Raw genomic sequence first — 16,422 nt, forward strand, 5'->3', positions numbered from 1 at the left:
GGCTCCCCGGTACAGGAGCCGCGATCGGCAGGAGCCGGCTACACGTACTTGGGCCGGAAGCCGCTCAGCTCATCGGCAACGGAACTGAGCCAACTGCCCGGAGAGTGGTCTCCCGGCGGTTCGAGCTCCATTCCCAGTTCTGCCACGGCGACCGCGTGGTCGGCCTCGTCCAGTCCGGTCTCGGGCAGATCCGACGGGCGAGGGACCTCGCCGCTCTCGATGCTCTGCTTGATGTGGTCGGCGGCCAGCAGGAGCCACCCCTGGATCTCGGCGTCGGGCAGGCCGACGTCCGGAACCGGGTAGAACTCGCCGAGCCGCTGGCGCAGCCGGCCGGGCGGGTTGTGCGCGTAGGCGCGCAGCTGCTGCTCCGCGACGGACAGGGCCCAGGGGCGGGTGTGCCAGGTGTGCCGGAGGTAGGCCTGGAGAGCGCGGCTCGGCCGCTCTTGCTCGTCGTCGGCGGGCTGGCCGAGGTAGGCGCTGATCACCTGGTCCAGCTCGGCGTAGCGGCGGTCGAAGTCGATGGGCTTCATGGACATCGGGGACGGCCTCTACAGGTAGATCGGGACGGTGGAGTGCACGACGAAACCGTGGGGCGCGTCGGGCTCGCGCCGGAGCACGACCCGTGCGGCCCCTACGTCCACCGGCCCGCGCCCGGCGAAGGCCATGGCCTGGAGCACGACGCGGCCGACCGGATCGGGGTGGGAGGGCCAGGCCGCTTCGAGGGCGATACGCGGGCGGGTGGCTTGGGCGAGCCAGCGGTGGATCGCTTGTTCGTTGCGGTTGATCACCTCTTCGGTGGCCCACTGGGCGGTTTCCCGGTCGGGGTAGGTGGCGGTTCTGGTGAGCAAGGACTTCCCCCGTCGGGTCGGAAGGTCAGAAGGATTCGAAAGTCCAGATCAGAGTGACTTCGGTGTCGTTGACCGCGATCAGGTCTGCGTCCCAACGACTTCGACTGAACGGACTGGTCCCGTTGACCGGCTGTTCGTAGAAGTTCGGATGGTCGCCCTTCCAATCGACGTTGGAGTAGAAGCGGGTGCCCTCGGGAAAGCGAGAAAGCAACACCCGGGCGCGGCGCTCCATCTCCGGCCGGTGATCCTCGAAGTCACGTGTCGCGACCAGGTCCTGCGCCGACCGGTCCCATCGGTCGAGTTGGTCAATGAACGACTGCCTGGCTTCGCCGTCCCAGGTCAACACGACCTTCTCGGCCCGTTCGTAGAGTGCGTCCAGCTGCTCGTTGAGTGTCTTGAGGATGGCCTCGAGGTCGCCCGCGAGCTTCTGTTGCGTCGCGAAGTCGACTGATATCCCGGCGTCACCAGACGGCACGGTTCCCCCTCGTGTCCTTGATGGCTGGTCGAGCCGGTGCTACCTGCTCACAGGTCGGCTATTCGGCCGCGTGGCGCGGCGGCCGGTGCGACGTTCGGTGTGGACAGGCCGTCCGCCTCCGCCGCCAGGGCGACGGAGGTCGACGTGGTGACCGTCAACTCCCTTGGGGTGGGGCGGCTTTCCGCGGAAGGAACTGCCCGTCGGGGGATTGACGGGGGGAGTTGGTCTAGACCAAGGTGTGCCGCATGTGGAGATCCCGTGCGGTTCTTGCCGCGCTCGCGTCGTTGTCGCTCACCGTTGGTGCCGCTCAGGCAGCCGACGCCGTCGGGTCCGAGGGGGCCGCTCCGGCCGTTGCCGCGGCCGCGGGGTCGCGGGCCGTCGGGCTGCCGCCCGTGGTGTCGCACGTGCCGACCGGCGAGAAGGTCGTGTTCATCACCATCGACGACGGATGGGCGCACGATCCGGCCGTCGCGCAGACGCTCGTGGATCAGCGGGTGCCCGCTTCGCTGTTCCTGCTGCCGGGGGCGTTCTCGTACGACGCCCAGTACTTCACCGGGCTGGTCGCGCAGGGGCGGTCGGTGAACGCCGAGAACCACACCGTCAGTCATTCCGATCTGACGACCCTGGACGCCGCGGGCAAGGACGCCGAGGTCTGCGGGGCCGGGGAGCAGGTCGCCGCGGCCTTCGGGCGGGAGCCGAAGCTGCTGCGGCCGCCGTACGGGGCCGTCAACGACGACGTGCGGCTGGCCGCGAAGGCGTGCGGGGTCAAGGCGCTGATCACGTGGACGCACGACTTCACGACATGGGGCGAGACGCCGCCCACGCCGCAGCTGAACGCCGGTGACATCGTGCTGCTGCACTTCACGCCAACGCTCGGAGCGGACCTGAAGCGGGCCCTGGACGCGGCGAAGGCCGCCGGGCTGAAGCCGGCGGCCCTGATGCCGCACCTGAAGGGTGCCGGGCTGGTGCAGTAAGGGAGGCCCGGTTACAGCTCGCGGTGGAGCTTCGTGTTCGAGGCCTGGGCGCGGGGGCGGACGACCAGGAGGTCGATGTTGACGTGGCTGGGACGGGTCACCGCCCAGGTGATGGTGTCGGCCACGTCGTCGGCGGAGAGGGGCTCGGCCACGCCGGCGTACACCTTCTCCGCCCGCTCCACGTCGCCGCGGAACCGGGTCTTCGCGAACTCCTCGGTCTTGACCAGGCCCGGGGCGATCTCGATGACGCGGACGGGCTGGCCGACGATCTCCAGGCGGAGGGTCTCGGCGAGGACGCGGGCGCCGTTCTTGGCGGCCACGTAGCCGGCGCCGCCCTCGTAGGTGGCGTGGCCGGCGGTGGAGGAGAGCACGACGACCGTGCCGTTGCCCGAGGCGGTCAGGGCCGGGAGCAGGGCCTGGGTGACGTGGAGCGTGCCGATGACGTTGACCTCGTACATCGTGCGCCAGTCGGCGGGGTCGCCGGTGGCGACGGGGTCGGCTCCGATGGCGCCGCCGGCGTTGTTGACGAGTACCTCGACGGAGGGGAAGCGGTCGAGGGATGCCGCGAGCGCGTCGACGGCGGTGCGGTCGGTGACGTCGAGGGCGTGGGCGGTGGCCTCGTGGCCGGCGGCCGTGATCTCGGCGGCCAGGGCCTCGATGCGGTCCTTGCGGCGGGCGGTGAGGACGACGTGGTAGCCGGCCGCGGCGAGCTGCCGGGCGGTGGCCGCGCCGATGCCGCTGCTCGCGCCGGTGACTACGGCGGTTCGGGTGGCCGTGCTCATGCGGGCTCCTCGTGCGTTCGTGTGCTCGCGCGCTCGTGCGCTTGTACGGGTGGGTACTCGCCAGCATAGGCCGGTCGCCGCGCAGGCCACCGGCCGCGCGGGGGCCGCGGGGGCGGGGGCTCGCCCTCGTTCGTGTGATGGTCCGACCATCGGGCGGGCGGTGGGGCTAGCGTCCGCGCGTGGAGGTGGTCGCGGTGCGCCGAGGTGCCGTACGGAGTGTGGTGATGGCCGGGCTGCTGGTGCTGCTCGGAGGGCTGGGGAGCGGTGTCGGGAACGCCCGCGCCGGGGCCGGGCCGGAGGCCGATGTGGCCTATCACGGGCGGGTCGCCCTGGACGGGGCCCGGCTGCGGATCCTGCTGGTCCCGGAGAACGAGGGTCCGTCCGCCGTGGCGAACGCGACCGTACGGCTGCAGCTGTCGGCCGATCTCGCGGACCGGCAGCAACTGGCGGAGGGCTGTGCGCGGGCCGGGCTGCGCGAGGTGGTGTGCGAGACCGGGGAGCTGCCGCTGCACGGGCGCGGCCGGCACATCGGGCTGGTGCTGCGGCTGAAAGCGGCGGCGCCCGAGGTGGTGGTGCGGGTCGACACGTGGTGGAACGGCGGGGCGGCCGACCGGAACCACGCCAACAACGAGCACGTGGTGCTGGCCCTGGACACGGGGGACACGTACGCGTTCTGAGGCGTACGTGTTCTGAGGCGTACGCGTGGGCCCGCGGTTACGGCGTGCCCACGCCGCCGAACTCGGCCATCGCCTCGTCGACGATCCGCTCCAGCCGGGCGTGGTGGGCGCCGCGCCAGTAGACGCGCTCGCAGTCGGCGCACTGGGCGAAGACCTCGTACGAGCGCTGCGTGCCGCTCTCCAGCCGGTCGCCGACGCTGTCCCTGTCGGCCTCGCGCAGGGTCCCGTTGCACGCGGTGCAGCGGGACCACGGCGTGAGGGCCGGGGCGAACCGGCCCAGGATGTCGCGGACCTGCTCGTCGGGGTTGTCGCTGTAGACGTACGCGCCGGCGAAGAGCTCGCGGCGGCGCAGCAGTCCGCGGTCGCGGGAGAGCAGGACGCGCCGCTCGGCGGCGGAGCGGGTGGCCAGGGCCGGGTCGCCGATGTCCTCGTTCTCGTACGCGGCGTCCACGCCGAGCAGCCGCAGGCGGCGGGCGAGGGTGCCGAGGTGGACGTCGAGGAGGAAGCGCAGCGGGGTGGTCGCGGGGACGCCGGGGAGGTGCTGGGGGCGGTCGACGCCGAAGACCTCCACGGACTCGCCGGCCCGGGGCACGTGGGCGAGGGGCGTCTCGGCGCCGTCGACGAGGATCCGGCCGACTTCGGTGAGCGGGACGCCGGCCGATTCGACGACGTGGCCGAGGCTGGAGACTCCGTCGGTGGTCGTCGGCACACGGGTGCCGCGGCGCGCGGGCGCGGCGAACACGTGCAGTTCGGGGGCGAGGGTGAGCTGAATTCCGGGTCCGTTCACGGGGTTCAGCATGCCATCGCGGGGCGGGGTGCGGCGGGGGATTTACGCGTCCGCGCGCACCTTCGCGTGGGCGTCCGCGGCGTCCGCGGCTTCCGCGTCGTGCAGCTCGCAGTGGGCGTTGACCTGGTCGAAGTGGTTCTCGGCCCAGGCCTTCACGGAGCTGAGCAGGCAGCCGAGGTCGGCGCCGAGGTCGGTGAGCCGGTAGTCGACGCGGACGGGGACGGTGGGCGTGACGGTGCGGGCGACGAGGCCGTCGCGCTCCAGGGAGCGCAGGGTCTGGGTCAGCATCTTCTGGCTGACTCCGGGGATCTTGCGGCCGAGCTCGCTGTAGCGCATGGTCCGGTCCTCGGCCTGGGCGAGGGCGCTGACGATGAGACCGACCCACAGGACACGGCGGTCCTCGGCGGCCCTGCCCTGGCCTTCGTCCGGGACGGCGGCGCCTACGTCGGCCTGATCCCCCACGCGGCCCCGGCGGCGGAGCGGGGCGTCCGCGTGGTGGAACAGGAGGTCGCGGCGGACGGCGCGCACCTGGCCCGCCTGGTGACGCTGGTCGACGCGGGGGAGCTGACGCTCAGGGTGGCGCGCACCTTCCCCCTGACGGAGGTCCCCAAGGCCCACGCCCACCTCGCGGACCCGGGCACCCGCGGCCGCATCGTCCTGACGGTCTGACCCGACCGGGGCCTGCCCCCACCGGGGCCGGGTCCGAAGCCCGGATCACGGCCAGACGAGGCAGTACGGCTGGTGCCCGGCTTCGTGCAGCCTGTGGCTGAAATCCTGCCATTCGTGGAGCAGCTGGTAGACGTTGAAGGCGTCGCGGGGGCCGCCGCGGTCGGGGACCGTGGACCAGATGAAGGCGGCGGCGCCTACCGATTCCTCGCCGATGCCGCGCAGCGGGTCGACGACGGTCATCGGGAGCTTCACGACGGCGTAGTCGGGGTGGAGGACGACCAGCTCCAGCGGGGGCACCTTGTGCAGGGGTATGCCCTCGATGCCGGTCAGGACCATCGCGGCGACCGTCTCCGGCTTGATCTTGGTGAACATGCCGCCCATGCCGAGCTCGTCGCCGCCGAGCTCCTCCGGCCGCATCGTCACCGGGACGCGCGCGGCCGTGGCCCCGTCGGGGGCGCCGAAGTACTTGTACGTCACGCCCATGCCGCGGCCCCTGGGGAGGCCGTCGGGGCCCTGTGCGGGGCCCGGTACGGGTTCTGCCGCGTCCGTGGCACGGCGGCGGTGCTTGCCGCGGCGACGGGCCTCACGGGCCTCCCGGGCGCGCTGCGGGTCCAGGCCGTCCGTGCCCTCGCCCGGTCCACCACCGCGTTGCATATCTCCACCCGACTGGTCTTGCCTGCCCCGGCCCCGTGACCCCCGCCACGCAGCCTGATCATCATGGCAGTGACCTCCCCCGGGGCGGCGCGGTGAAACGCCCGTCCGCAAGTCAGTCGCGGCCTCTGAGACCATGGCTGGTGTGAGCTACCCGTACCCGTATGAAGCCAAAGTCTCGCAGACTCTCTTTGACCGCGCGTCCCTCGTGACGCCTGGCGGCGTGAACTCTCCGGTGCGCGCCTTCCGCGCCGTGGGCGGAACGCCCAGGTTCATGGTGTCCGGTACCGGTCCGTACCTGACCGATGCCGACGGGCGCGAGTACGTCGACCTGGTCTGCTCGTGGGGGCCGATGATCCTCGGCCACGCCCACCCGGCCGTGGTGGAGGCCATCCAGGCCGCCGTCGTCCGCGGCACCTCCTTCGGTACCCCCGGTGAGGGGGAGGTGGCGCTCGCCGAGGAGATCGTCGCGCGCATCACACCCGTGGAGCAGGTCCGGCTGGTGTCCTCGGGCACCGAGGCGACCATGTCCGCGATCCGCCTCGCCCGCGGGTTCACCGGCCGCGCCAAGATCGTGAAGTTCGCCGGCTGCTACCACGGGCACGTGGACTCGCTGCTGGCCGCCGCCGGCTCCGGGCTCGCGACCTTCGCGCTGCCGGACACCCCCGGGGTGACGGGCGCGCAGGCCGGGGACACGATCGTGCTCCCGTACAACGATCTGGAATCGGTGCGGGCGGCCTTCGCCGCGCACCCCGGCGAGATCGCCTGTGTGATCACCGAGGCCGCGCCCGGCAACATGGGCGTCGTGACCCCGGGGGAGGGCTTCAACCAGGGGCTCGCCGACCTGTGCCGGGCCAACGGCGCCCTGTACATCTCCGACGAGGTCATGACGGGTTTCCGTACCTCGCGCGCCGGCTGGTACGGCGTGGACGGGGTCACGCCCGACCTGATGACCTTCGGCAAGGTCATGGGCGGCGGCTTCCCGGCGGCGGCGTTCGGCGGCCGCGCGGACGTCATGGGCCACCTGGCGCCCGCGGGTCCCGTCTACCAGGCGGGCACGCTGTCCGGTAACCCGATCGCCACGGCCGCCGGTCTGGCGCAGCTGCGGCTGCTGGACGAGGCGGCGTACGAGAAGGTCGACGCCGTGTCGCTCCAGATCCAGGGGCTGGTGACCGAGGCGCTCACCAAGGAGGGCGTCGCGCACCGGCTGCAGACCGCCTCGAACATGTTCTCGGTGTTCTTCACCGAGGACGAAGTCCGCAACTACGACGACGCGAAGAAGCAGGAAGCCTTCCGCTTCAACGGCTTCTTCCACTCGATGCTGTCGCAGGGCGTCTACCTGCCGCCGTCGGCGTTCGAGTCGTGGTTCGTGTCCACCTCTCACGACGACAAGGCGATCGAGCGCATCGCGGCCGCCCTGCCGGCCGCCGCCCGGGCCGCCGCGGAGGCCACCGCATGAGCAACCAGGACAGCGCGGAGATCACCGTCGTCCACGTGGTGCGCCACGGCGAGGTGCACAACCCGGACGGGGTCCTCTACGGCCGTCGCGCCGGCTACCACCTCTCCGAGCTGGGCCGCAAGATGGCGGACCGGGTCGCGGAGCACCTGGAGAACCGGGACGTGACCTACGTCGTGGCCTCCCCGCTGGAGCGGGCCCAGGAGACGGCCGCGCCGATCGCGAAGTCGCACGGGCTGGACCTGGCGACCGACGCCCGCCTCCTGGAGGCGGGCAACGTCTTCGAGGGCAAGACCTTCGGGGTGGGCGACGGCGCGCTGCGCAAGCCCGCGAACTGGAAGCACCTGACGAACCCGTTCAAGCCGTCCTGGGGCGAGCCGTACGTCGAGCAGGTCGTGCGGATGATGAGCGCGATCGAGACGGCCCGTGACGCGGCCCGCGGCCACGAGGCGGTGGCGGTCAGCCACCAGCTCCCGATCTGGATCGTACGGAGCTTCGCGGAGAAGCGGCGGCTGTGGCACGACCCGCGCCGCCGCCAGTGCACGCTGGCCTCGCTGACCTCGTTCACGTACCAGGGCGACGCCCTGGTGTCGGTGGGCTACAGCGAGCCGGCCCGGGACCTGGTCCCGGCGCACCTCCTGGCCGGGGCGAAGCCGGTGAAGGGCAAGTCGAAGGCGTTCGGGGCGTAGCGGGGCGCGCAGCACTGCCCGGCTTCCGGGGGCGGCCCGTCGGGCCGCCCCCGGAAGCGTTTCGTGTGCCCGGCCGTGGCCGTCTCACACGGCACACCAGGTGCCCGTTTCCTCAAGCTTCGCCCTCATTTCATACAAGTGGCGCGAAGTTGCCGTGTCGCCTCTGGACTTCGCGCGAATGTCCGTTTGTATGACTTTCCATGAGCGATATGCGCGGCTTCAGCAGAAGAGGGGTACTCGGACTCGGACTTGGTGCCGTCGCTGCGGCCGGCGTCGCCGGGTGCACCGTCGGCGGCCCGTCCGGCACGGGCAACGCCGGACCGCAGGACCCGTCGGGCCCCCCGGGGCCGGCCCCGTCCGGCCCGGTGGTCAAGCCCATCGGCGACGGATCCACCGCCGACACCGGGCCGCAGCCGCACCAGCCGGCCGCCCCCGTACCCCTCCGGCCGGGCGAGACCCCGCCCCAGTTCGTGGTGTTCAGCTGGGACGGCGCGGGGGAGATCGGCAACGGCCTCTTCCCCCGCTTCCTCAAACTCGCCAAGGACCACGGCGCGGCGATGACCTTCTTCCTCTCCGGGATCTACCTCCTGCCCGAATCGAAGAAGAGCCTCTACAAGCCGCCGAACAACCCCGTCGGCGCCTCCGACATCGGCTACCTCAAGGACGAGAACGTCCGCAACACCCTGAAGTACGTGCGCGAGGCCTGGCTCGACGGCCACGAAATAGGCACCCACTTCAACGGACACTTCTGCGGCGGCTCCGGCTCGGTCGGCAAGTGGACCCCGCAGGACTGGCGCAGCGAGATCGACCAGGCCGTGTCCTTCGTCACCAACTGGCGCACCAACACCGGCTGGACCGACCTCGAACCGCTGCCCTTCGACTACCGCAAAGAGCTGGTCGGCGCCCGCACCCCCTGCCTGCTCGGCCAGGACAACCTGCTCCCGACCGCCCAGGAGCTGGGCTGGCGCTACGACTCCAGCTCGCCCGGCGGCCTCCAGCAGTGGCCGGTCAAGCGCGGCGGCCTGTGGGACCTGCCGCTGCAGTCGCTCCCGTTCCCCGGGCACTCCTTCGAGGTGCTGTCGATGGACTACAACATCCTCGCGAACCAGTCGAAGAACACCACCAAGGGCGTCCCGTCCCGCTACCCGGCCTGGCGCACCCAGGCCACCGCCGCCTACCTGGGCGGTTTCAAGCGGGCCTACGAGACCAACCGCGCGCCCCTCTTCATCGGCAACCACTTCGAGGAGTGGAACGGCGGCATCTACATGGACGCCGTCGAGGAGTCCCTCAAGGGCATGGCGGACAAAAAGGACGTACGGCTCGTATCCTTCCGGCAGTTCACCGACTGGCTGGACGTCCAGGACCCCGAGGTGCTGGCCAAGCTGCGCACGCTCGGCCCCGGCCAGGCGCCGACCGGTGGCTGGGGCACGTATCTCACGGCGGTCTGACCCGGCCCCGGTCCGCACCTGACCAGCGGCTTAACAGACCCTCCGGGGGGCGCGGAAGATCCGCGAACCGCACATGCGAAACTTTTCACATGAGCCTTAGCCGCGCCCCCCGCCGCAGCCGCTCGACCAGCGGCCGCGCCATCCTGCTGACCGCGGTGACCCTCGCAGGCGCCCTCACCCTCACGGCGTGCAGCGATGCGGACGGCGGCAGCAAATCCTCCGGTTCCGCCGGAGGCAACTACGTGGTGGGCTCCAGCGGCATCGCCACCGTCGCCAAGGGCGACCGCACCGACGCCCCCAAGCTCGACGGGGAGACGGTGGACGGCAAGACGCTGGACACCACCACCCTCAAGGGCAAGGTCGTCGTCCTCAACGTCTGGGGCTCCTGGTGCCCGCCGTGCCGGGCCGAAGCCCCGTACTTCGCGAAGGTCGCCAAGGAGCTGGAGGCGGCCGGGCAGCCCGTGGCCTTCGTCGGCATCAACACCCGCGACAACACCAAGCAGAGCGCGGCCTCCTTCGAAGAGAACTTCAAGATCACCTACCCGAGCCTCTTCGACCCGGACGGCAAGCTGATGCTCCGCTTCCCCAAGGGCACGCTCAACCCCAACGCCATCCCCTCGACGCTCATCCTCGACAAGGACGGGAAGATCGCCGCCCGCACCCTGGCCGCGGTCAACGAGGAGAAGCTGCGCTCGATGATCGACCCGCTCCTCGCGGAGAAGTGACCTCGTGGTCACCGCACTCTCCGCACTGACGGGTCCCTCCGGCCTCTCCGACGTCGCCTTCTCCGATGTCGTCCTCGCCGCCGACGCGACCGGCGTGAACACCACCGTCCTCAACGGCGCGCTGCTGCTCGCCCTGCCGATCGCCCTGCTCGCCGGGCTGGTCTCCTTCTTCTCCCCCTGCGTCCTGCCCCTGGTCCCCGGCTACCTGTCCTACGTGACCGGCGTCGGCGGAGCCGACCTGGCCGAGGCCCAGCGCGGCCGGATGCTGGGCGGCGCGAGCCTTTTCGTCCTCGGCTTCACGTCCGTGTTCGTCTCGACCGGCGCGCTGTTCGGCTACTTCGGACAGACACTCGACGCGAACAAGGAAGTCATCTCCCGGGTCCTCGGCGGCCTGGTGATCCTGCTCGGCCTGTTCTTCATGGGCGCCATACCCGGTCTGACGATGCGCGAGTTCCGCTTCCACCGGAAGCCGACCATCGGACTGCTCGGCGCACCCCTGCTCGGCGTGCTCTTCGGCCTCGGCTGGACCCCCTGCATGGGACCGACCCTCGCCGCCGTCGGCACCCTCTCCATCGATCAGGCCACCGCGGGCCGCGGCGCACTGCTGACCGTGGTCTTCTGCCTCGGACTGGGGCTCCCGTTCATCGCCACCGCGCTCGCCTTCCGCAAGGCGCTCGGCGCGTTCGGCTGGGTGAAGAAGCACTATGCGTGGGTGATGCGGATCGGCGGCGGCATGCTGATCCTGACCGGTCTGCTGCTCGTCACAGGAATGTGGAGCAGCATCGTCAGCGACATGCAGAGCTGGACCAACGGCTTCACGGTGGGGATCTGAGGACTACACGGACATGAGTACGACCGACAAGGCGTCCGCCGAGGCGCCGCACGACTCCACCACCGACTCCGCCGCCGCGGCCGAAGCAGAGGCCTCCACGCAGGCCGCCGCCGGCGCGCAGCTGTCCACCGCCCCCCTGGAGGACGCCCCCGGCGGTCCCGTGGGCATCGGCGTGCTCGGCTGGGCCCGCTGGTTCTGGCGGCAGCTCACCTCCATGCGGGTCGCGCTGATCCTGCTCTTCCTGCTGTCGCTGGCATCGATCCCGGGCTCGCTGATCCCGCAGAACCAGGTCGACCTGATGAAGGTCGCCGTCTGGAAGAAGGAGCACGCCTCCTGGGTGACGGTCGCCGAGAAGCTCCAGCTCTTCGATGTCTACAGCTCGGTGTGGTTCTCCGCGATCTACCTGCTGCTGTTCATCTCGCTGATCGGCTGCATCCTGCCGCGCTCCTGGCAGTTCGTCGGCCAGCTCACCGGACGGCCGCCGGCCGCGCCCAAGCGGCTCGACCGGATGCCCGCGTACACGACCTGGCGCACGGACAGCTCCCCAGACGAGGTGCTGTCCACCGCGAGCGGCCTGCTCGGCCGCCGCCGCTTCCGTACGGAGGCGGGCAAGGGATCGGTCTCGGCCGAGAAGGGCTACCTGCGCGAGGCCGGGAACCTGATCTTCCACGTGGCGCTGATCGTCATGCTGATCGCCTTCGCCTGGGGCCAGTACTTCAAGTCCGAGGGCGGCAAGCTCGTCCTGCGCGGCAAGGGCTTCTCGAACACGCTCACCCAGTACGACGACTTCAAGTCCGGCGGCCTCTTCGACACGGACGACCTGCCGCCGTTCTCCTTCACCCTGGACAAGTTCGACGCGTCCTTCGAACGCACGGGCCCGCAGAAGGGCACCCCGCGCGACTTCAAGGCGTACGTCACCTTCAGCGACGGCGCGCACGGCAAGCCGGAGAAGCGCGAGATCCAGGTCAACAAGCCGCTGGTGGTGGACGGCTCCAAGGTCTACCTGCTCGGCCACGGCTACGCGCCGGTCATCTCGGTGACCGATCCCACCGGCAAGGTGGTCTACAAGGACGCCGTGCCGATGCTGCCGCAGGACGGCAACCTCACGTCCTCCGGAGCCGTCAAGGTCACCGACGGGTACAAGAACAAGGAGGGGGAGTCCGAGCAGCTCGGCTTCCAGACCTGGTTCATCCCGACCTACGCCGGCAAGAACCAGGGCACGATGCTCTCCCAATTCCCGGAACTGGACAATCCGGCGATGACGCTCAACGCGTACCACGGCAGCCTCGGCGTGGACTCGGGCCTGCCGCAGAACGTCTACCAGCTCGACACGGCCAAGATGGAGATGTTCAAGGACGAGAAGGGCGAGCTCTTCAAGAAGCTGCTGAAGCCCGGCGAGTCCATGGAACTGCCCGGCGGCCAGGGCACCGTGAAGTTCGAGGGCATCGAGCGCTGGGCGACCTTCTCGATCACCCACCAGCCCGGCAGCGGTCTCGCCCTCGCGGGCGCCATTGCCGCCATCGCGGGACTCGCGGGCTCCCTCTTCATCCGGCGCCGCCGGATCTGGGTGCGCGCGACCCGCGGCGCGGAGGGCGTCACCGTCGTCGAGATGGCGGGCCTGGGCCGCAGCGAGTCCGCCAAGCTCCCGGAGGAGCTCGGGGCCCTGGCCGGCGCGCTCCACGAGCGGGCGCCGAGCGCGGCGCCCCCGGCGCCCGCCGCACCCGCGGCGCCTGTCGCCGATACCGATCCCGAATCCGATCCCGAACCCGCAGAACCTGCCGAAGAAGTCGAAGGGGAGCGCGCGTGATGCAGCTCGCGGCCGCAGCCAACGAGAGTCTGGCTCACCTCAGCAACAACCTGATCTACGCGTCCATGGCGGTCTACACCCTCGCCTTCTTCGCCCACATCGCCGAGTGGATCTTCGGCAGCCGCAGCAAGGTGGCCCGTACGGCCGCCGCGCTCACCAACGCGGGGGCCGCCTCCACGGCCAAGGCCGCCGCACCCGCCGTCCAGGTGCGGAGCAAGGGCAGCAGCACCGCCGTCCTCGACAAGCCCAAGGTGGTCACGCGCAGCGCCGCCGGCACCCGTGACGTCCCGGACGGCCCCGGCGCGGCCGGCGGCACCGTCCAGGGCGACCTGTACGGGCGCATCGCGGTCTCGCTGACCACCCTCGGGTTCCTCCTCGCGGCGGGCGGGGTCGGCGCCCGCGCGCTGTCGGTGGAGCGGGCCCCCTGGGGCAACATGTACGAGTTCTCGATCACCTTCTCCACGGTGGCCGTCGGCGCGTACCTGCTGCTCCTCGCGCTGAAGAAGAACGTCCGCTGGCTCGGCCTGTTCCTGGTCACCACGGTCCTGCTCGACCTGGGCATCGCCACCACGGTGCTCTACACCGACAGCGACCAGCTGGTCCCGGCCCTGAAGTCGTACTGGCTGCTGATCCACGTCTCCACCGCGATCATCTGCGGCGCGGTCTTCTACATCGGCGCGGCCGGCGCGGTCATGTACCTCTTCCGCGACTCCTACGAGGCCAAGCTCGTGCGGGGCGGCAAGCCGGGCAGGTTCGCCACCTCGGTCATGGAGCGCTTCCCGTCGGCGGCCTCGCTCGACAAGTTCTCGTACCGCATCAACGCGGCGGTCTTCCCGCTGTGGACCTTCACGATCATCGCGGGCGCGATCTGGGCGGGCGACGCGTGGGGCCGCTACTGGGGCTGGGACCCCAAGGAGGTCTGGTCCTTCGTGACCTGGGTGGCGTACGCCTGCTACCTGCACGCCCGGGCCACGGCCGGCTGGAAGGGCCGCAAGGCCGCCTACCTCGCGCTCTTCGCGTTCGCCTGCTGGATCTGGAACTACTACGGCGTGAACATCCTGCTGAGCGGAAAGCACTCGTACGCGGGCGTCTGACGCGTGGTCGGGTAGGACCGACGGCCGGAGGGGCCGGGCAGCCGAAAGGCGCCCGGCCCCTCCGGCGTTTCCGTCACCAGACGGGGCGCAGCGGCGGGAGGGGGCCGTCCCCGTTCAGGGTCCGGACCAGGCGGCCCAGGTCGGTGCGCAGGGCGGGGAGGTCGACGCTGCCGCGGCCGAGCTCGGCCTCCAGCTCGTGCAGGACGCGGCCGGCGGCCCCCAGGTGGGCGGTCGCGGCCTCGGTCAGGACCACGAGCTTGCGGCGGCCGCCCTCGGGGTGCGGGGTGCGGCGCAGGTAGCCGCGCCGCTCCAGGTCGTCGACGAGCTGGCCGGCGGCCTGCTTGGTGACCCCGAGCCGCTCGGCGAGCTCGGTCGCGGTGGCGCCGGAGGGCCCCAGGGCCTGGAAGGCCATGCCGTGCAGGGGGCGCAGGCCGTCGGCGTAGCCGTCCTCTTCGAGGCGGCGGGTGAACTCGCCGAGCAGGAGCTGGAAGCCGAGTCCGAGGAGGAAGGCCAGCTCGATGTCGGGTGCGGCGTTGTCCGGTGCGGCGTCTTCTCGATGGGTCACGGAAACATGGTGACACAGGTGAGTCAAGCTGCTTTACTCGCATGAGTAAAGCAGCTTGACTCACTCACTCGTCTCCCGTGCCAGAGAAAGCGAAGGGTCCCGCCTTGCGCGTCATCACCCCGTCCCCCGACCACGTCATCACCACCCCGAACGCGACCATGACCGGCTTCGCCTCCCCCGGCCGGGGCAGCGCCGAGCTGAGCACCTGGCACGCGGCCATCCCCGCCGGAACCACCGGCCCCGAGCACTCCGTCAGCCGCGAGCAGGTCTGGACGGTCACCGCCGGCGCCCTGGACGTCACCTGCGGAGGCCGCACCGAGAAGGTCGCCGCGGGCGAAGCGGTGGTACTGCCCCCGGACGTCGTCCGCCACGTCCACGCCCTGGCGGACACCGAGGTGTACGTCGCCATGCGCTCCGACGGCCTCGTCTCCGTGCCCGGCACCGAGGGCACCCGCCCCCTGCCCTGGGCGGTGTGAGCCCGGGCGGGCGACTGCCTGAGCGCGGCCCCCGCGGTGCTGGAACGGATCCGCACGGAGGGCAACCGGAACCCGGTCCACTGTCTGGTGGTCGTACGGGCGGACGGATCCCGGGAGCACATCCGGCTGTCCACCCGTGCCGATGCCCGGTACACGCCACCCGGCACCGCGCTGCTGCTGGTCAGCTGGCGGGGCCGGATCCGGTACGTCGACCACGACCGCCGCACCGCCGGGTCGGCCACCGCCACCGCCGGATCGGCCGCCGCCGGATCGCCCACCGGATCGCCCGCCGGATCGTCCACCGGCGAGGCGCCCACCGGCGAGGGGCCCCGGCCCACGTCCCTCCTCACCGACCACGACCCGCACACCGCCCACCGGACCCCGCTGGCCTGGCCCCTGGGTCTGCTCCCCGCCGGCGCCGCCCTGGCGTGGGGCGGGATCTGGTACGCCCGGCTGTCCTCGTACTCCCGTCGCCGCAGCCCCTGGCAGGTCTGGATGCCGGTCGGCGGCCTGATGGCCCTCGCGGCCTTCGCCGTGCCCTGCGCCCTGCTCTTCGACGGCGTGCGGGAGTCGCTGCGCTGGACCGGGATCGCCGCGGCCGTCGTGACGGCGGTCGCGGCCGTCTGCTGTCTGCGTGCGGCCCGGAATTCCGACCAGATCGAGGTGGTGCCGTGCGCGGACGAGAAGGTGCGGATCTTCCCCGGTCACCTGCTCGGTGACACCGGCGGGCCGGCCGGGACCCGGCGCCACACGCACATCGTCGCGGGACCCGGGGTCCTGGAGTTCACGAACGACCCGAGCGGCAGGCTGCGCGGCACGCCGCTGCCGCCAGGCCTGGTGCTGGAGCGGGTCCGCCACCAGTACGCCACGGACCCGGGCCACGAGGTGCGGGGAGCGGAGCGCGAGGTCTACCACGTCGCCCAGTGCCGCGACGGCGAGGAGGAAGTGCTCATCGCCGTCGAGCGGCGCCACATGCCGTGGCTGGTCGGCGCGCTGACCCCGTAGGCCCCCGGCCCTTAGGCCCCCACCCCGCAGGATCCGGGCCTACTCCTACTCCTACTCCTTGTCCTTCTCCTTCTCGTCCCGCTCCTCGCGCAGGGACTTCAGGAACTCGGGGTTGTCGTCGGGCGCCACCCACGTGCGGCGGCCCTGGCGCGGCCGGGCGGCGCCGCCGGGCACCCGCTTCTTGCCCGCGAAGAGCCACACCACCGGACCGACGATCGAGAAGAGCAGGATGATCAGGACCCAGACGACCTTCGGAAGGTGCTTGACCTCTTCCTCGGGCGTGTTCAGGCAGTCGATGAAGGTGTAGATGGTCAGCGCGATGATCAGCAGGAACGGCAGATAGCGCAGCACGGTGTGGGACCGACCCCCAGAAGAACGGCGCGGACCGGGCAGGTCCGCCGTGGACTCTTCCAGGGTAGAGGCCCCGCCGCGGTTCGGGCTCTGGGAGGGGATGCCACAATT

The 16,422-nt window shown here is 71.3% G+C and carries 20 protein-coding genes and 1 pseudogene; 12 read left to right on the top strand and 9 right to left on the bottom strand.

All coding sequences use genetic code 11. The annotated features are described in order from the left end of the window. Nucleotides 1–38 precede the first annotated feature (38 nt). The 3 genes and pseudogenes from OG435_RS26440 to OG435_RS26450 all read right to left on the bottom strand — a co-directional run bounded on the left by OG435_RS26440 (nt 39) and on the right by OG435_RS26450 (nt 1,323). Nucleotides 39–536, bottom strand: coding sequence for a hypothetical protein (locus OG435_RS26440; protein WP_266880391.1), 498 nt, complete (start codon nt 534–536; stop codon nt 39–41). A 12-nt stretch (nt 537–548) separates the two neighbouring features. Then, nucleotides 549–860: pseudogene (locus OG435_RS26445) on the bottom strand (RNase A-like domain-containing protein); the annotation flags it as partial. A gap of 13 nt (nt 861–873) precedes the next feature. Beyond that, a complete protein-coding gene (locus tag OG435_RS26450) occupies nt 874–1,323 on the bottom strand; it encodes a WXG100 family type VII secretion target (protein ID WP_266880395.1) in 450 nt (149 codons plus the stop codon). Between the two features lie 245 nt (nt 1,324–1,568). On the opposite strand from OG435_RS26450, the gene OG435_RS26455 reads away from it, so the two are divergent. Further along, the gene (locus OG435_RS26455) at nt 1,569–2,297 is read left to right on the top strand and encodes a polysaccharide deacetylase family protein (protein ID WP_266880397.1); all 729 of its coding nucleotides are present in this window, start codon (nt 1,569–1,571) and stop codon (nt 2,295–2,297) included. Between the two features lie 11 nt (nt 2,298–2,308). Here OG435_RS26455 and OG435_RS26460 read toward each other — a convergent pair whose 3' ends face one another. After that, nucleotides 2,309–3,079 carry an SDR family NAD(P)-dependent oxidoreductase gene (locus OG435_RS26460; RefSeq protein ID WP_266880398.1) on the bottom strand — a complete coding sequence of 257 codons (771 nt, stop codon included), beginning with the start codon at nt 3,077–3,079 and terminating at the stop codon, nt 2,309–2,311. A 179-nt stretch (nt 3,080–3,258) separates the two neighbouring features. Here OG435_RS26460 and OG435_RS26465 point away from each other — a divergent pair, with 179 nt between their 5' ends. Beyond that, on the top strand, nt 3,259–3,756 hold the full coding sequence (locus OG435_RS26465; protein WP_266880400.1) for a hypothetical protein: 498 nt from the start codon (nt 3,259–3,261) through the stop codon (nt 3,754–3,756). A gap of 37 nt (nt 3,757–3,793) precedes the next feature. On the opposite strand, the gene OG435_RS26470 is transcribed toward OG435_RS26465, so the two are convergent. Together OG435_RS26470 and OG435_RS26475 are read right to left on the bottom strand one after the other, a co-directional pair. Continuing rightward, a complete protein-coding gene (locus tag OG435_RS26470; protein ID WP_266880402.1) occupies nt 3,794–4,543 on the bottom strand; it encodes a Mut7-C RNAse domain-containing protein in 750 nt (249 codons plus the stop codon). A gap of 42 nt (nt 4,544–4,585) precedes the next feature. After that, nucleotides 4,586–5,005, bottom strand: a complete 420-nt coding sequence (locus OG435_RS26475) for a winged helix-turn-helix transcriptional regulator (protein ID WP_266882105.1) — start codon at nt 5,003–5,005, stop codon at nt 4,586–4,588. On the opposite strand from OG435_RS26475, the gene OG435_RS26480 reads away from it, so the two are divergent. Continuing rightward, nucleotides 4,997–5,212, top strand: coding sequence for a zinc-binding dehydrogenase (locus OG435_RS26480; RefSeq protein ID WP_323187946.1), 216 nt, complete (start codon nt 4,997–4,999; stop codon nt 5,210–5,212). The two genes, OG435_RS26475 and OG435_RS26480, sit on opposite strands and share 9 nt — an antisense overlap. Before the next feature lie 45 nt (nt 5,213–5,257). Here the strand turns inward: OG435_RS26480 and OG435_RS26485 are convergent, their stop codons facing one another. Beyond that, nucleotides 5,258–5,866, bottom strand: coding sequence for a hypothetical protein (locus OG435_RS26485; protein ID WP_266880404.1), 609 nt, complete (start codon nt 5,864–5,866; stop codon nt 5,258–5,260). A gap of 133 nt (nt 5,867–5,999) precedes the next feature. Between OG435_RS26485 and hemL the strand changes: the two genes are divergently transcribed. The 7 genes from hemL to ccsB all read left to right on the top strand — a co-directional run bounded on the left by hemL (nt 6,000) and on the right by ccsB (nt 13,914). Next, nucleotides 6,000–7,322: a glutamate-1-semialdehyde 2,1-aminomutase gene (gene hemL / locus OG435_RS26490; RefSeq protein WP_266880406.1), complete on the top strand. Its 1,323-nt coding sequence runs from the start codon at nt 6,000–6,002 to the stop codon at nt 7,320–7,322. Further along, the gene (locus OG435_RS26495) at nt 7,319–8,008 is read left to right on the top strand and encodes a histidine phosphatase family protein (RefSeq protein WP_266880408.1); all 690 of its coding nucleotides are present in this window, start codon (nt 7,319–7,321) and stop codon (nt 8,006–8,008) included. The genes hemL and OG435_RS26495 overlap by 4 nt, the downstream gene beginning before the upstream one ends. Before the next feature lie 209 nt (nt 8,009–8,217). Beyond that, the gene (locus tag OG435_RS26500) at nt 8,218–9,456 is read left to right on the top strand and encodes a hypothetical protein (protein WP_266882107.1); all 1,239 of its coding nucleotides are present in this window, start codon (nt 8,218–8,220) and stop codon (nt 9,454–9,456) included. 89 nt (nt 9,457–9,545) lie between these two features. Further along, nucleotides 9,546–10,181: a TlpA family protein disulfide reductase gene (locus OG435_RS26505; RefSeq protein ID WP_266880410.1), complete on the top strand. Its 636-nt coding sequence runs from the start codon at nt 9,546–9,548 to the stop codon at nt 10,179–10,181. Between the two features lie 25 nt (nt 10,182–10,206). After that, a complete protein-coding gene (locus tag OG435_RS26510; protein WP_430625778.1) occupies nt 10,207–11,013 on the top strand; it encodes a cytochrome c biogenesis CcdA family protein in 807 nt (268 codons plus the stop codon). A gap of 13 nt (nt 11,014–11,026) precedes the next feature. After that, nucleotides 11,027–12,820, top strand: a complete 1,794-nt coding sequence (resB, locus tag OG435_RS26515; RefSeq protein ID WP_266880412.1) for a cytochrome c biogenesis protein ResB — start codon at nt 11,027–11,029, stop codon at nt 12,818–12,820. Next, nucleotides 12,820–13,914, top strand: a complete 1,095-nt coding sequence (gene ccsB, locus OG435_RS26520; RefSeq protein ID WP_266882111.1) for a c-type cytochrome biogenesis protein CcsB — start codon at nt 12,820–12,822, stop codon at nt 13,912–13,914. The genes resB and ccsB overlap by 1 nt, the downstream gene beginning before the upstream one ends. Nucleotides 13,915–13,987: 73 nt before the next feature. On the opposite strand, the gene OG435_RS26525 is transcribed toward ccsB, so the two are convergent. After that, a complete protein-coding gene (locus OG435_RS26525; protein WP_266880413.1) occupies nt 13,988–14,479 on the bottom strand; it encodes a MarR family winged helix-turn-helix transcriptional regulator in 492 nt (163 codons plus the stop codon). A gap of 104 nt (nt 14,480–14,583) precedes the next feature. On the opposite strand from OG435_RS26525, the gene OG435_RS26530 reads away from it, so the two are divergent. Together OG435_RS26530 and OG435_RS26535 are read left to right on the top strand one after the other, a co-directional pair. Continuing rightward, the gene (locus OG435_RS26530; protein ID WP_266880415.1) at nt 14,584–14,955 is read left to right on the top strand and encodes a cupin domain-containing protein; all 372 of its coding nucleotides are present in this window, start codon (nt 14,584–14,586) and stop codon (nt 14,953–14,955) included. Between the two features lie 36 nt (nt 14,956–14,991). Further along, nucleotides 14,992–15,960 (top strand): hypothetical protein, encoded by a 969-nt coding sequence (locus OG435_RS26535; RefSeq protein ID WP_266880416.1) that lies wholly within the window; start codon nt 14,992–14,994, stop codon nt 15,958–15,960. 51 nt (nt 15,961–16,011) lie between these two features. Here OG435_RS26535 and OG435_RS26540 read toward each other — a convergent pair whose 3' ends face one another. Next, nucleotides 16,012–16,311 carry a PLD nuclease N-terminal domain-containing protein gene (locus tag OG435_RS26540; RefSeq protein ID WP_266880418.1) on the bottom strand — a complete coding sequence of 100 codons (300 nt, stop codon included), beginning with the start codon at nt 16,309–16,311 and terminating at the stop codon, nt 16,012–16,014. Nucleotides 16,312–16,422: the final 111 nt, after the last annotated feature.

The sequence above is a fragment of the Streptomyces sp. NBC_01264 genome, from assembly GCF_026340675.1.
In the GTDB taxonomy this organism is placed as follows: Bacteria; Actinomycetota; Actinomycetes; order Streptomycetales; family Streptomycetaceae; genus Streptomyces.

Coding starts and splice junctions, on each gene's coding strand:
- hemL (WP_266880406.1), top strand. CDS start 6,000: ATGGCTGGTGTGAGCTACCCGTACCCGTATGAAGCCAAAGTCTCGCAG.
- OG435_RS26440 (WP_266880391.1), bottom strand. CDS start 536: ATGTCCATGAAGCCCATCGACTTCGACCGCCGCTACGCCGAGCTGGAC.
- ccsB (WP_266882111.1), top strand. CDS start 12,820: ATGCAGCTCGCGGCCGCAGCCAACGAGAGTCTGGCTCACCTCAGCAAC.
- OG435_RS26495 (WP_266880408.1), top strand. CDS start 7,319: ATGAGCAACCAGGACAGCGCGGAGATCACCGTCGTCCACGTGGTGCGC.
- OG435_RS26500 (WP_266882107.1), top strand. CDS start 8,218: ATGCGCGGCTTCAGCAGAAGAGGGGTACTCGGACTCGGACTTGGTGCC.
- OG435_RS26460 (WP_266880398.1), bottom strand. CDS start 3,079: ATGAGCACGGCCACCCGAACCGCCGTAGTCACCGGCGCGAGCAGCGGC.
- resB (WP_266880412.1), top strand. CDS start 11,027: ATGAGTACGACCGACAAGGCGTCCGCCGAGGCGCCGCACGACTCCACC.
- OG435_RS26455 (WP_266880397.1), top strand. CDS start 1,569: ATGTGGAGATCCCGTGCGGTTCTTGCCGCGCTCGCGTCGTTGTCGCTC.
- OG435_RS26485 (WP_266880404.1), bottom strand. CDS start 5,866: ATGCAACGCGGTGGTGGACCGGGCGAGGGCACGGACGGCCTGGACCCG.
- OG435_RS26505 (WP_266880410.1), top strand. CDS start 9,546: ATGAGCCTTAGCCGCGCCCCCCGCCGCAGCCGCTCGACCAGCGGCCGC.